Here is a 14,211-nt window from a genome sequence, read left to right as displayed (position 1 = left end):
TCCAGCAAGGCCGAGCCCCCGTCGGCAGCCCCCTGTGGCTATCACAATGCCCAGAAATCGGTTTGTGCGTCGGGTGCATATTGCGACAGGTAATCGCCCATGCTGACATCCTCTCGACAGAACGGCTGTTCCAGTTCCAACAGGCTCTGCAGCCGGTCCAGCCGAAACACCCGGTAGTCTTCGCGCAGCAGGCACCAACCCACCAGGTGCCAGCAATAGCCCCAATACACCAACCCCAGGGGTTGGACCCGCCGCTCCGTCTCGGTACCGTGTTCATCGCGGTAACCAAATTGGACCAGACGTTCCTGTTGAATGGCATGGCGAATATCACTGGCATAGCGGGAAAGGCTGGTGTCGATCTGAGTGGCCACCAGCATTGGGGCTCGGCGTCGCTCAATCTCGTGCTGCTTTTTGGCGGGTAATACGGAACGGATCTTTTGCAGGGCCTGATCCAGGGCTTGAGTCAATTCAGGGTCGGCGCAGGCCTTTACCAGGCGTGCACCGAACGTGAGCGCTTCCAGTTCATCCACGGTAAAACTGAGCGGCGGTAGACTGTCCCCCTCACTCAGCCGATACCCAACACCGGCTTCACCTTGGATGTCCACACCCTGCAACGCCAACGACTCTATGTCCCGGTAAATGGTGCGCACCGAGACATTCAGATGGTCCGCCAACTGCTGGGCGCGGACCGCCCGATGGCGGCCGCGCAGGTAGGTTAGAATAGCGAGCAGGCGTTCCGCTTTGGTCATTCGTGAAGCGTTTCATCCCAGAAGGTGGCTTCTATTTTGTGGCCTTCGAGATCGCGCACAAAACACCCGTAATACGCGGGGCCATACATCTCACGAGGACCCGGTTCGCCTTCATCCCTAGCACCGGCCGCCAATGCGGCCTGGTAAAACCGGTCGACATCCGCCTTGGATTCCGCATTAAACGCGAAGTGAACCCCATTCGCCGTTCCAGCTGGCTGCCCGTCATGAGTTTGTTGCACCCAGAACTCCGGAAAGAGCTTCCCGTAGGCCGCCCCGATGCCGGGGATATCGATTTGGCGCTTGGCCCCTAAAGTAGCCAATACAGCATCGTAAAAGGGGAGCGCCTGCTCGATGTTGTTGGATCCGATAGACACGTGGTTCATGATGGATGGGCTTTCCATGACAGTCTCCTTATGCCGACGCTGCGGCGATTATTGAGGAGATGTCACTATAGTACGCCGGTGTGTCAGGAATTGTCAGTAGGGATTCCGGTGCCGATCGGGCTATTGCAGCCCACGATCTAAGTCCGGACCATCGCGATCCGCTGATCGGGTTCCGGAAGCGCGACACGCTGCCCGTCGAGAATGGCCAGGAGCTCCGGTCCGCACAGATTCGCGGGAACCTGATAAAAGCCATATCGCTCGTAGAACGGCTTATTCCACTGCACATGAGCATAGGTGGTTAGCCACAGCGGGTGGTCACCGCTCCACTGAATAGCCTGGCTCAGCAACCGGGCCCCCAACCCCTGCCGCATGTGATCCGGGTGTACTGACAGTTGATCGAGATACGGTTCATTGTCGACACGCTTTAACGCGATGAACCCGACGGGAGACTCCCCAGATTCGACCGCCACAAACGCAGCCCCCTGCTCTATGGCGCGAGCCCAACGTTCGGACTCCGCCACCACGAACGGGTGGTCGTCCGCCATGTCGAAGGTGATACCAACAGTTTCATACAGGCGGCTCGCGGCGTCGTCAATCGCGATGAGTGCCGACAGCTCCCCGGGTTTGGCATGGCGCACGCTATACTGACTCATTTTCCCACCTGAATGGCCTGGTCTACACCCTCTGGGTTAAGCAAGTGTCCCCCATGTTGGTGTAGCAACGCTGCTGTCTGTCGGTACATCCTAGTCACTGGGTGCGGTGTTATCGGATAGAGGCAAATCATCGGTTATGTCGAACCACAGTGCTTTTGAACAGACCATGACGTGACGCAACGGCTTGCAACCCGGATCACCATCGACCGTCCCAAGTGCCAAACCAAAGGCGTCCGGTTGGGAGTATAGCCGGGTCTGGGGAAGGTCGCGCACGGCGTGCGCTCCTACGGTAGATGAGCGCGGGTTACAGCAGGAGGACTCCGCGCCCCAGGTAGATTACGCCCACAGCATTAAGCAGCCAGCGGGTGTACAGCCGGAATTGGGTGTCGTTGATGCGGTGCAATATCTCGGCGCCAAGGCGGGTGCCGATGAAGGCCATGGGCACGACGGCGATGTAGACCCACAGCGGTATGGCGAGGGTTTCGTAGTCCATGGCGATCACGCTGCCATAGAAGATCAGTTTCATGATGTGGCCACTGGTCTGGGTGACGGCCTTGGTGGCAACGATCTGGTAGCGGTCGAGCCGGGAGTTGACGAAGAAGATGTCGAGGATGGTGCCGGCCACGCCGACGAACAGTTGGCAGCCGGTGACCAGTGCGCCGCATAAGGTGGCCTGGGGGCGACGGGTGACGTCGATGTTCAGTGAACGCGGGACGACGTTGTTGGCCAGGGCCATTGTGCCGAGGCCGATGAAGAACCAGGCTTTTTGGACTTCGAACCAAAGGAAGAAAAACAGGCCGAGCATGAGCAGGCCGCCGAGGATGTACCAGCGCAATACGCCCCAATGAATGTGGTCGCGGTGCAGCCAGGCGCGGATGCCGTTGGCTGAGATCTGAGAGAGGGCGTGGAGGACCATGGCGGAGGCCAGGGGGAGCATGAGGACGAGGACACCCATGAGGATGATGCCGCCGCCCATGCCTAGGATGCCGGAGAGGAAGCTGGTTAAGGCCATGGCGGTGACGATGGCGATCCACATGGTTTTACTCCTGTTGTTGGTTGTTGGTGGGTGGTCCCCTCCAGCATCCCGTAGGTCGGATTAGGTCCGAAGGGCCGTAATCCGACGATGGTGGCTTTGGCGATATCAACGCCATTGGCATGATGTTGGATTACGCCTATCGGCTAATCCAACCTACGTAACTTGTCGTTTTGGTGCGCGGTGCGCACCCTACTGTGATTGGCGTTGTTCTTTACGGGTTGTTTGTTTGGCTTTTGCGTTAGTATCGGGTGGGCAGATGATTGAAAAAAGCGAATAATAGGCTAGATACAGTTTCCCGTTTGGAATGCTATGTTCACTCAACTGGACGCGCTGCTGGCGCTGGTTCGGCACGGTACGATGAGTGCCGCGGCGTTGTCGTTGCGGGTCAGTCAGTCGGCGGTCAGCAAGCGCATTGGTCAATTGGAGCATCAGCTCGGTAAGCGGCTCATTCGCCGAGAGGGGCGGCGTACGGTGCTGACGGCCGAGGGTCAGGCCCTGGTTGATGAAGTAGCGCCCCTGATGGCGGATTTGAATACCGTGCTGTCGCGGCGGCATTCGGATGCACGGGAGCAATTGAGCATTGCGGTGTCCGAGGCCATTCTCAGTTCCTGGGGGGCACCCTTATTGGTGGCGCTGCGCGAGGCGTTGCCGGAGTTGGATATTCACATCCACACGCATCGCTCGCCGACCATTGTGGATAAGGTGCAGGCCGGTCTGTACCCGTTTGGCTTATGTGCGGGTCAGTTGCCCAATCAGACGGGACTTGTGGCGGAAAAACTGCTGGATGAGCCGATGGTTCTGGTGGCGCGATCGGGGGATCTGGCGGCGTTGGGGCGCGAACGGGAAACGTTGAAGGCGTTGCCGGTGTTGTGTATTGAGGAGAAGTCGAACACCTGGCAGGGCTTGCGCAGTCAGGCGCTGCGGTTGAAGCTGGAGCCGCGCTGGCCGGTGGAGTCGTCGTTCGCGGCGGCGCGGTTGGCCTTGTCCGGGTGGGGGCATGCGTTGGTGCCGAAAGGGGTGGCTGTGGCTTTGAACGTGCTTGATTGCAGTTTGGATTTGGGGGTGGAGGGGTTGAGTCGGCCGGCGACTTTGGTTTGTCGTAAGCAGGTGTATTTGCAGGCGCGGGATCGGGGGTTGATTGAGGTGTTGAGGGGGTTGGTTTTTGAGGGGTCGGTTGGGGGGGCCGGAGAATAGTCGAGTCTAGCGGCGACGGGTCTTGTAGGGTGGGCACGGCCCACCTGTTTTTGGTGGGTAGGCGCCATAGTCAACGTTTAGCCAGGAGACCAGTCGGAATTAATTTATTCTTCCTTGGTGGGCGGTGCCCACCCTACGAGAGCTCGTTGGCACAGGCTGCTTTGAGGGTTCGGTTTGGTTGTTGGATTACGCGCTCGCGCGCTAATCCAACCTACGATTTAATCAGGCTTTTAGCATTCCTACTACCAGTCGGCCTGCGAGGGCTATCAGGATGGTGCCGAATATGCGTTCGAACCAGACGCTGTGTTGTTGCAGCCGGTGCAGCCAGCGTGGGTTGGAGAAGAGCCAGGCTACGATGAGGTACCAGCCGCCGTCGATGATCATGGCGGTGGCGGCGTAGCCGAGTTTGGCGATGAAGGAGGTGTCCACGCCCACTACCTGACTGAACAGGGCGATGAAGAAGACGGCGATCTTGGGGTTGAGGAAGACGACCAGGAAGCCGTCGCGTGCGGCGCTGGTGGTGGTCGGTACTTCCGGCAGGTCTGAGTCATCCGAGCGTTTGGCCGTCAGCCCTTTCACACCGAGCCACGCCAAATAGAGCGCCCCGCCCCACTGCAGAATGCTGAACGCGAGCGGTGACGCGGTGATCACGGCCGCCAGGCCGATGATGCTCAGTAAGGCGTACAGTCCGACGCCCAGGCCGTGCGTTAAGGCAACGACGACGCCGTTGCGACGACCACCGCCCAGGGTTTGCTTGAGCACTACCGCCAGTGAGGGGCCGGGGGACATGGCGCCCAGAATGCAAATGCTGACCACGGTGAGCCAGGTAGCCAGAGTCATAACCGCTCCTTTGATCGTTCATCACAGCCATTCAGTGTACGGCAGATGCTTCTGCAGGGCGACGCCTACGACGCACTGGGACGGCGCGTTGCGCACTGTACGCGACATCGACAATTCAGATTCGCTTCCATCGTCATCGTTCCTTCGCAGAACAGTCACATTTCGGCTTTAGGGTGAATTCGCACCAAAACATCCCAAACACAGTCTCGAACAGGAGTTCACCATGAGTCTGAAGCCGCTTTTCGTGGCCGTCACGGCCGGTCTGGCCCTGACCGCCTGCAGTTCCAACCCGACCACCGAATCAACCGACGCCGCTCCCACCACCCAATCCGGTTCCCTGACCATCGACGTCATCGGCCGGCACACCAGCGGCATCTTCGATGAGAGCGCGGCCGAAATCGTCGCTTACCACGAATATTCCGGTTTCGCCTACCTGACCAACGGCGCCACCGGCGAGATCACCGCCGTGAGCCTGAACCGCCTGCCGAATGAGGCCGCCGCCGATCCGATACGCCTGAACAACCTGGGCGAGCGTCGCGGCGACGTGCCCGATCAGGTCTGGGTCGCCGACCCGTACACGGGTCACAAGAAGGTCGTTATCGGCGGGGCCAACAGCCTGGCGGTTCATGGCAATATGCTGGCCATCGCGGTCGAGAACGACAACAAAGTCGACCGCGGTGCGGTGTTGTTCTACCAACTGAACGCCAAAGGCGACACCACCTTCATCAAGGCCGTGCAAGCCGGCGCCCTGCCGGACATGGTGACGTTCTCGCCCAGCGGACGTTTCGCACTGGTCGCTAATGAAGGCGAGCCCAGCGACGACTACATGATCGACCCGGAAGGCAGCGTCACCGTTATTCCGATCAACCTCGGCGAACCCGCGGACCTTGGCATTCAACTGAACTTCAATGCCTTCGACGACAACCACCACCCGGACATCATCACCGGCAACAACCCGGACCCGGGCTACACCCGCCTGTCCCAGGATCTGGAGCCGGAATACATCACCGTCAGTGACGACTCCCGCACCGCCTATGTGTCGCTGCAGGAAAACAACGCCCTGGCCCGCATCAGCCTGACCGGTGAGCCGCGCGTCACCGGTCTGTTCCCGCTGGGCTTCAAGGACCACAGCCTGGCCGGTAACGCCCTCGATGCGAACAAGGACGACGAAGTCGCCAACCTGCACACCCACGAAAAGCTGTTCGGCACCTATCATCCGGACTCCATCGCGGCCTACCGGGTCAATGGCGAGGACTACATCATCACCGCGAACGAAGGCGATGCGCGGGAATACTTCTTCGACGTGGACAGCGAAGCCGACTGCACCGGCCCCCTGCCCAATGGGATCTATGACTACGACGAAGACGACGGCTGCCTGGCCTACACCGACGAAACCGAAATCGGCGATGTCGAACTGGACAGCAGCGCGCACTCGCTCTCGGCCATCGGCGATCTGAAAATGCTTTCGGTACGCGGTGATACCGACGGCGATGGCGACTATGACGAGGTGTACGCCTTCGGCGCCCGCTCGTTCGCCATCTTCGACAGCATCGGTCAGCAAGTGTACGACTCCGGCGACCTGCTCGAACGCATCACCGCCGAAGCGCATCCGGATTTCTTCAACACCACCGACAACGAACTGGCCATCGACGACCGCAGCGACAACAAAGGGCCCGAACCGGAAGCGCTGACCCTCGGTCGACTGGGTGACCGTACCCTGGCGTTTGTGGGGCTGGAGCGCATGGGCGGATTTATCGTGGCCGATGTGACCGACCCGATGAACGTTCAGTACCTGGACTACGTCAACAACCGCAACTTCAATGCCGTTGAAGCGACCGAGGATGGCGAAGTGACCGAAGCCACCCTGGCCGATGCCGGTGATCTGGCGCCGGAAGGCATGCGGTTTGTGCCGCTGGAGGCGAGCCCGATCGGTGAGGCGTTGTTGATTGTCGCGAATGAGGTGAGCGGGACGACGACGGTTTATCGGATTCGGGAGTAAAGAATAGGTTATCCCTCTCCCTAACTCTCTCCCGCGGGCGGTCCGACGCTTCGGGAGAGCTAGGGGAGAGGGTCTCCCCTCGGGAGAGGCGTTAGGGGAGAGGGGAGGTGTCTATCTATCTCACTCCGGCCACCGCATCAAATACTCATCATGCGGCAACTGCACGTGACTGCGCTCTTCCACCACCTCGAACCCCATGGCGTAGTAGAAGCGCTGCGCGGAATAGTTTTCCTGGAAAACCCGGACGTCGAGATGGTCCTGCAACTGTTTGGCATGTTCGATCAGTGCCCGGCCGATGCCCTGTCGCTGGCGGTCGACCTTGACGAACAAGCCGTTGATGTGAGGCCCGGTCAATGAGATGTAACCGGCGATTTCACCGGGTATTTCATAGAGGAAGGCCTCCTGCAACGGAAGGCGATCCTGCTGCAGCGCGACCTTGTCGACCGCAACGTACGCCGGATCGATAAAGGGGTGGGCGATCAAGCTGGCATCGTGGTAGATATCCGCCAGTTCCCGAAAATCCGTATTGGTCGCGTGCCGAATCATCTACAGCCTCCAGGGGTCTTTGAGACGCCGACTCCAGTCTAGCCAATCAGCGCCCAGTGCCAAGTTCACAAAGCAAAAAACAATGCGCCTTGACGGAGGTCAATGTTCGGGAAGGTTGTCGACTTGACACCCTCCCCAATCAAAGTGAGAATACTTATCAACATCAAAATTACTCACAACTGGAGTCACCGCCCGTGAAACTGTTGAAGTCACTCTCCGCCTTGACCCTGGTTGCCGCCGTCAGCACCGGCGTCGCCCAGGCCCAGGAAGTGAACATCTACTCCTATCGTCAGGCCTTCCTGATCGAACCCATGCTCGATGCCTTCAGCGAACAGACCGGGATCGACATCAACGTCGTCTACGGCAACGGCCTGATTGAACGCCTTGAAGCCGAAGGCCGCAACAGCCCGGCCGACCTGGTGCTCACCTCCAATACCAGCGTACTCACCGACGCCTACGCCAAGGGCCTGACCCAGGCCATCGACAGCGACGTCCTGACCGACGCCATCCCGGCCCAATACCGCGCCGAAGACAACCACTGGTTCGGCCTCACCACCCGCGCCCGCGTCATCTACGCCTCGAAGGACCGCGTCCAGCCGGGCGAGATCACCACTTACGAAGAGCTCGCCGACCCGAAATGGGAAGGCCGCATCTGCACCCGCAGCGGCAAGCACAACTACAACCTCTCCCTGTTCGCCTCCATGATCGAACACCACGGCGAGGAATACACCGAAGAATGGCTGCAGGGCCTCAAAGACAACCTCGCCCGCAAGCCCCAGGGCAACGACCGCGCCCAGGTCAAAGCCATCAAGGAAGGCGTCTGCGACCTCGCTCTCGGTAACAGCTACTACTTCGGCAAAATGATCACCAACACCGAAGAGCCGGAACAGATCGAATGGGCCAAATCCGTCAACATCGTCTTCCCCAACCAGGAAGGCCGCGGTGCCCACATGTTCATCTCCGGCGTGGCGCTGACCCAGCACGCCCCGAACCGGGACGCCGCCGTCCAGCTGATGGAATTCCTCGCCAGCCCCATGGCCCAGTACATGTACGCCCAGGAAAACTTCGAGTTCCCGGTTCGCCCCGGCGTCCCGAACAGCTCGCTGCTCAACCAGTACATGGGCGACTTCAAAGCCGACACCGTCTCACTGACCAAGGTCGCCGAACACGTCAGTGAAGCGTCTAAACTGGTCGACAAGGTCGCCTACGACTTCTAAGGCCAACCGGCTTCCATTACACTCCGCAACGGCAGCCACAGGCTGCCGTTGTTATTTCCGATGTGGCTTCATTGGTTGCCAGGAACCCGCACCGACCACCGGCAGTATTCCTTCCGGAGGCCGCTGTAAATACATCCATGTACGCTTAGCTTCGGCATCCATGCCTCAGATGCCTCCTACAGGAACACTCCCGGCGGTCGGCGCTAGTCACAGGTGGCTAACTCACAAATACCACTCTGTGGTATTGCCCTGTCGGTTGATCAAGCACTTAGCGAGAGACGGACGGGTGCCCAAGGTACTCATCTGTGGATGTGAACCACTAAGACAGGCATTCTGGAGATATCTTTCGGTGGTTTGGGTGGTGATCAAGCGACCGGTGGGCGGGGTACCCAGCCGGGGATGTGGGCAGCAAGGATGCTGCCGTCAAGCGCCCATGGACGGGTTCACAGCGACCCCGGATGGGTACCCCGGGCACCGGTCGCGAATTCCTGGCTAACAAGCACAAGCAACCACGACCAAAAACAGGCACTGACTCAACCAATGACACCGTCCAAACCGCTAGGCCAATCCCGTCAACGTCATGCCTGGACATGGACCGTCACGCTGACCGCCTTGCTGGTCCTGCTTCCGGTCCTCTCCGTCTTCTACATCGCCCTCTTCCCCAAGGAAAACATCTGGGCCCACCTGGTCGACACCGTCCTGTGGTACTACATACGCTCCACACTCATATTGCTCGCCGGCGTCGGCGCCACCTCCTTTGTCATCGGCATCGGCACCGCCTGGCTCGTTACCGCCTGCCGGTTTCCCGGCCGCCACATCTTCGAATGGGCCCTGCTGCTGCCGTTCGCCGTCCCGGCCTACGTCATCGCCTTCGTCTACACCGACCTGCTCGAATACGCCGGGCCCGTCCAATCCGCCCTGCGCGACTGGTTCGGCTGGCAGACCATGCGCGACTACTGGTTCCCCGAGGTGCGCAGCATGGGCGGCGCCATTGCCCTGATGTCGCTGGTGCTCTACCCCTACGTCTACATGCTCGCCCGCGCCGCGTTCCTGGAGCAATCCAACGCCGTCCAGGCCGCCAGCCGCTCGCTGGGCTGCACGCCCTGGCAAAGCTTCTACCGCGTTTCCCTGCCCATGGCCCGGCCGGCCATCGCCGTCGGTCTGTCGTTGGTGCTGATGGAAACGCTGAACGACTTCGGCACCGTCGATTACTTCGCCATTCGCACCCTGAGCCTCGGTGTGTACGACACCTGGCTGCACATGAGCAATCTCGGCGGTGCCGCCCAGATCGCCAGTCTGATGCTGGTGTTCGTCGTGGTATTGATCGGGCTGGAACGCCTGGGCCGGGCCCGGCAGCGTCACTACAGCCAAAGTCGACCGGATCGCGACGCCGCGCTCTATGTTCTCTCCGGCTGGCGCGCCTGGGCCGCTCTGGTGGCGTGCGCACTGCCGTTGATACTCGGCTTCGTGGTCCCGGCCTGGGTCCTGGCCGACTACGCGCTGGGTAATTTCAGCAGCTACTGGACCGAGGATTTCTTCAGCTACTCGTTCAATAGCTTCTTCCTCTCGGCCGCCGCTGCCCTGACCACCGTCGTGCTCGGCACCCTGCTCGCCTACGGCCGACGGCTCTACCCCAGCCGGGCCATGGGCGTGCAGGTCAACCTCGCCAAACTCGGTTATGCCATGCCCGGCACCATGCTCGCCATCGGCGTGCTGATCCCTCTGGCCGCGTTCGACAACACCCTGGACGCCTGGCTGCGGGCGACGTTCGACGTCTCATCCGGCCTGTTGCTCAGCGGCACTGTTTTCGCACTGGTGTTCGCCTACAGCGTGCGTTTTCTGGCAGTTGCGGCCGGGGCCATCGAGTCCAGCCTCGACAAGGTCACCCCGTCGATGGATAAAGCCTCCCGTTCGCTCGGCCAGAACACCCTGTCCACGCTGCGACTGGTCCATCTGCCCCTGATCCGGCCCGGCCTGCTGACCGGTGCCTTGGTCGTCTTCGTCGATTGCATGAAGGAACTGCCCGCCACCCTGATGCTGCGGCCCTTCAATTTCGACACCCTGGCCACCCACGTTTACCAGTTCGCCTCCGACGAACGCCTGGAAGCCTCGGCCATGGGCGCCCTGATGATCGTCCTCGTCGGCCTTATCCCGGTCATCCTGCTCAGCCGTTCCATCCGGGGTGACCGACCCGAACCACCCCCGGAACTCATGGGAGAGGGCAACGCCTAAACCCACTGACTTGGTGGCTGAATTATGTTTGGTGCCAGAAACCCGCAGCGGCTGCCGGTAACTCCCATTCAGGGTCGCCGTGAACCCATCCATGGGGGCTTGACCTCGGCATCCATGCCTCGCACATCCCTGACTGGGAGCCACCGGCATCCGCTGCTAGCCCTATGAACTAACAGACACGAGTCACCTCTGACGAAATACACTATCTGAAACACCACGTGCGCGGCTATACGGAGATCAGCCCGCGTAGGTATGGAAGACGCAATAACGAATGTTGGATTACGCCTCCGGCTACCGAAGCGTCGGACCGATCCAACCTACCAACAGCCTCAGATGTCCCTTCCAGAGCATACCCTGCCTTCTTGTGCATACTGCGGTGGCACCATCGACTAGCAGCGGATGACCGGGATGCTCACATGAGGATATCTGAGGCATGGATGCCGAAGCTAAGCCCCCATGGATGGGTTCATGGCGGCCTCATGTGAGCACCCCGGTTAGCCGGTGCGGGTTGTTGGCACCCAAGCAAACCCTGCCACCAATGCCGGCGGGACGCCGGCGCCTCTTGAGGGGGCAAAGACCCCAAACTTGTGCCATACTGAGATTCATTTACAATTGACAGCCACTTACTTCAGGTAAACGAGCAGACAGGTACCGCGTGTGACAGCCTTGCTAGCCGTAGAAAGCATCGAATGCCGGTTCGGACCCCGTACCATCATCGAAGACTTCTCCTTCACCGTATCCGAAGGCGACATCAACACCCTGCTCGGCCCCAGCGGATGCGGCAAAACCACCCTGCTGCAAGCCATCGCCGGTTTTAACCCCGTCACACAAGGCACCATCCGCCTGCACGACCAGATCATTGCCCAGCCCGACGACGCCCTGCCACCGGAAAAGCGCGGGATCGGCATGGTGTTTCAGGACTACGCACTGTTCCCGCACCTGACGGTGCATGACAACATCGGCTTCGGCCTCAAGCACCTCGACCGCGTCGAACGGAAGTCCCGGATACGCGAAGTTCTCGACCTGGTGCAGATGTCCGAACTGGCCGACCGCTACCCGCATCAATTGTCCGGCGGGCAGCAACAACGGGTTGCCCTGGCCCGCGCCCTGGCGCCGAAACCCCGCCTGTTGTTGATGGACGAGCCGTTTTCCAACCTCGACACCGAGCTGCGCCGGGCTCTGGCGACCGAGGTGCGGGATATCCTCAAGCGGGCAGGCATCACGGCCATCATGGTCACGCACGATCGCGACGAGGCCTTCGCCATCAGCGATCACATCGGGGTGCTCGACGACGGGCATTTGTTGCAGTGGGACCGTCCGGAGGTGATTTACCATCAGCCGGCGACACCGACGGTGGCGAGTTTCGTCGGGGACGGTACCTTCATTGAAGCGCGGGTGCGCGAGGATGGCTGGATCGAGTCGGAGCTGGGGCTGCTGCCCGACCCGGACGAGCGCTGGCCGGTGGGTGCGAGCCTGGATGTGTTCGTCCGCCCGGATGAAGTTCTGGTGGAGGCATCCGGTGTCGAGGCCCGCGTGCTCAGCCGTGCCTTTATGGGAACGCAGACGCGCTATGGCGTCGAGTTGCCGAGCGGCCGTCGGCTGGATGCCGTGTTCCGTGCGCTGCATCGCCACAAGGCGGGTGACTACTTACCCCTGACTCTGCACACCGACCATCTGGTCGCCTTCCCGGCCAACCGGAACTACAACCCGGCCGATTGGACCGTCGAAACACTCGACACCAGGGAAGCGGTCAACCTCTGACACGGGCCCCGGCTTCAGCCTTATCGTGCCAGGAACCCGCTGCGGAGACAGGTGCCCCCGCAGCTCGTGTTAAGTGGCATCAATAGACTAGCAACGGATGCCGGTGGCACCTATTCAGGGATGTGCGAGGCATGGATGCCGAGGTCAAGCCTCCATGGATGGATTGAGTGGGCGGCACCCCGTGCGACCCTGAATAGGAGCCACCGGTAGCCGATGCGGGTTATAAGCACGTAGTCCGGACCCGGGGTTAAAGCCAGCCGCTGAGTTCAATGCCTAGGCCGATTGAGCGGCTGTAGTTGTCGTAGTCGATCAAACTTTCCCCGTATCCTTCGAAGTAGTTCAGGCGTCCGCGCACCCGGTTGTTGAACGGGAATGACCAGGCAAGCTCGACGGCGCCTTTGTTGTCATCGAACTCCAGGTTGTTGCGAAGCATCAGTGAATAGCGCTGTTTGCCGGCGGCATAGGCGACGTTGAGGTCGAAGTGACCCAGGTAGTGCTGGATGTCGGGGTTGTCGTCGCCGAGTGGGTCGCCGGGGTAGCGGGGTTCGGGTGAGGGGATGCGGTACCAGGGGCGGAAGGCGATGACCACGGGGCCGTTTTCCCACAGGGTCTGGAAGATGACCCGGTTCCAGCTGCGCGAGTCTTCGCCGCCCCGACCATTCGACTGGTGGTTGAGCGAGAGGGCGTTGCCGGCATTGCGGAACGAACCGAGTTCCAGCCCGCTGCCGAGGGCGAGAATGAATTCGGGTTCGTGGTTGGTGTCGCGGAACGGGGACGAGAGTTTCAGGTTGTAAGCCTGCCAGAAGGAACGGGCGGTGTAGGCGAAGGACAGGTTGCCGTAGTCCCGGTAGATGCCGTCGAGCAGCACGACTTTCAGACTGAGCTGGAATTGCACTTCAATGTTTTGCAGGTCGCCCTCGCCCGGGTCGATGTAGTCGCCGTTGGGGTATTGGGTGTAGGTCAGCGGCAGTATGTAGTTCGGGCGATGCGGCAGCAGGCTGAACGGGTTGTTCATCGAAAACTGCTCGAGCTCGATGCGTCGTTGCAGCGGTGTGCTGTCGCTGTCGAAGGTATCCTCCCCACGGGTTTCCGCACTGCAATAGTTGCGCAACTGGGCGACGGACAAGACGTTGGACGCACTCTCGGCAATGTTCACGATGCATTGTTTGTAGGGCGTCAGTGTACTGTCACCCACCGACTCATTCGCCACGTCGGGCGTCAGATTCTCGGCCCAGGTCAGCGGTGCACAGAGGCACATCCCACAGACGAATCGGGTCAGGTTGTTACGCATTTGGTCCATTGTTACGTCCTATTCACCGTTGTCACCAAGCTAGATGCTTTCCGTACGAATTTCTGACGTCGTTGACACGGTCTTCCGTCCTTCACGCTTTCCATACCCGCTTTTATGGATTGGTTCACACTTTTTTGTTACGGATTGGTAACTCATCGACAGCCCATTGATGGTTTTCCGACACCTCCGCACGGGAATTCACGTCAAATTGGCTGTCATAAACCCGCTTTTTCTTATTACAGGGCGCATCTGTGTCCGCCTCCGTACCCATGACCCCTTGTGTGACGCAAATCACAGAACAGTCAGCCTC

At 60.3% G+C, this 14,211-nt stretch carries 12 protein-coding genes; 5 read left to right on the top strand and 7 right to left on the bottom strand.

Annotated elements, in window-relative coordinates; all coding sequences use genetic code 11:
* Positions 1-41: 41 nt before the first annotated feature.
* The 4 genes from IE111_RS13515 to IE111_RS13500 all read right to left on the bottom strand — a co-directional run bounded on the left by IE111_RS13515 (position 42) and on the right by IE111_RS13500 (position 2,821).
* The gene (locus tag IE111_RS13515; protein WP_189609572.1) at positions 42-749 is read right to left on the bottom strand and encodes a helix-turn-helix transcriptional regulator; all 708 of its coding nucleotides are present in this window, start codon (positions 747-749) and stop codon (positions 42-44) included.
* Positions 746-1,150: a VOC family protein gene (locus IE111_RS13510; protein WP_189609570.1), complete on the bottom strand. Its 405-nt coding sequence runs from the start codon at positions 1,148-1,150 to the stop codon at positions 746-748. The genes IE111_RS13515 and IE111_RS13510 overlap by 4 nt, the downstream gene beginning before the upstream one ends.
* A gap of 119 nt (positions 1,151-1,269) precedes the next feature.
* Entirely contained in the window at positions 1,270-1,785 is a 516-nt protein-coding gene (locus IE111_RS13505) for a GNAT family N-acetyltransferase (RefSeq protein WP_189609568.1), read from the bottom strand.
* A gap of 304 nt (positions 1,786-2,089) precedes the next feature.
* Complete coding sequence (locus tag IE111_RS13500; protein ID WP_189609566.1) at positions 2,090-2,821, bottom strand: TSUP family transporter; 732 nt, start codon at positions 2,819-2,821, stop codon at positions 2,090-2,092.
* Between the two features lie 309 nt (positions 2,822-3,130).
* Here IE111_RS13500 and IE111_RS13495 point away from each other — a divergent pair, with 309 nt between their 5' ends.
* A complete protein-coding gene (locus IE111_RS13495) occupies positions 3,131-4,015 on the top strand; it encodes a LysR family transcriptional regulator (RefSeq protein ID WP_189609564.1) in 885 nt (294 codons plus the stop codon).
* A gap of 222 nt (positions 4,016-4,237) precedes the next feature.
* Here IE111_RS13495 and IE111_RS13490 read toward each other — a convergent pair whose 3' ends face one another.
* The gene (locus IE111_RS13490) at positions 4,238-4,855 is read right to left on the bottom strand and encodes a LysE family translocator (protein WP_189609562.1); all 618 of its coding nucleotides are present in this window, start codon (positions 4,853-4,855) and stop codon (positions 4,238-4,240) included.
* Positions 4,856-5,078: 223 nt separating this feature from the next.
* On the opposite strand from IE111_RS13490, the gene IE111_RS13485 reads away from it, so the two are divergent.
* Positions 5,079-6,854: a choice-of-anchor I family protein gene (locus tag IE111_RS13485; protein WP_189609560.1), complete on the top strand. Its 1,776-nt coding sequence runs from the start codon at positions 5,079-5,081 to the stop codon at positions 6,852-6,854.
* A gap of 120 nt (positions 6,855-6,974) precedes the next feature.
* Here the strand turns inward: IE111_RS13485 and IE111_RS13480 are convergent, their stop codons facing one another.
* Positions 6,975-7,400: a GNAT family N-acetyltransferase gene (locus IE111_RS13480; RefSeq protein WP_189609558.1), complete on the bottom strand. Its 426-nt coding sequence runs from the start codon at positions 7,398-7,400 to the stop codon at positions 6,975-6,977.
* A gap of 194 nt (positions 7,401-7,594) precedes the next feature.
* On the opposite strand from IE111_RS13480, the gene IE111_RS13475 reads away from it, so the two are divergent.
* From IE111_RS13475 to IE111_RS13465, 3 genes are all read left to right on the top strand, one after another.
* Positions 7,595-8,617, top strand: coding sequence for a Fe(3+) ABC transporter substrate-binding protein (locus IE111_RS13475; RefSeq protein WP_268245030.1), 1,023 nt, complete (start codon positions 7,595-7,597; stop codon positions 8,615-8,617).
* A gap of 540 nt (positions 8,618-9,157) precedes the next feature.
* Positions 9,158-10,849 carry an ABC transporter permease gene (locus tag IE111_RS13470; RefSeq protein WP_189609556.1) on the top strand — a complete coding sequence of 564 codons (1,692 nt, stop codon included), beginning with the start codon at positions 9,158-9,160 and terminating at the stop codon, positions 10,847-10,849.
* Between the two features lie 657 nt (positions 10,850-11,506).
* A complete protein-coding gene (locus IE111_RS13465) occupies positions 11,507-12,610 on the top strand; it encodes an ABC transporter ATP-binding protein (RefSeq protein WP_189609554.1) in 1,104 nt (367 codons plus the stop codon).
* Between the two features lie 247 nt (positions 12,611-12,857).
* Here the strand turns inward: IE111_RS13465 and IE111_RS13460 are convergent, their stop codons facing one another.
* Complete coding sequence (locus tag IE111_RS13460) at positions 12,858-13,910, bottom strand: phospholipase A (RefSeq protein ID WP_189609552.1); 1,053 nt, start codon at positions 13,908-13,910, stop codon at positions 12,858-12,860.
* Between the last annotated feature and the right edge of the window lie 301 nt (positions 13,911-14,211).

The organism is Saccharospirillum salsuginis (assembly GCF_014651855.1).
Taxonomy (GTDB): domain Bacteria; phylum Pseudomonadota; class Gammaproteobacteria; order Pseudomonadales; family Natronospirillaceae; genus Saccharospirillum; species Saccharospirillum salsuginis.
This window is presented reverse-complemented; position numbering and strand designations above follow the sequence as displayed.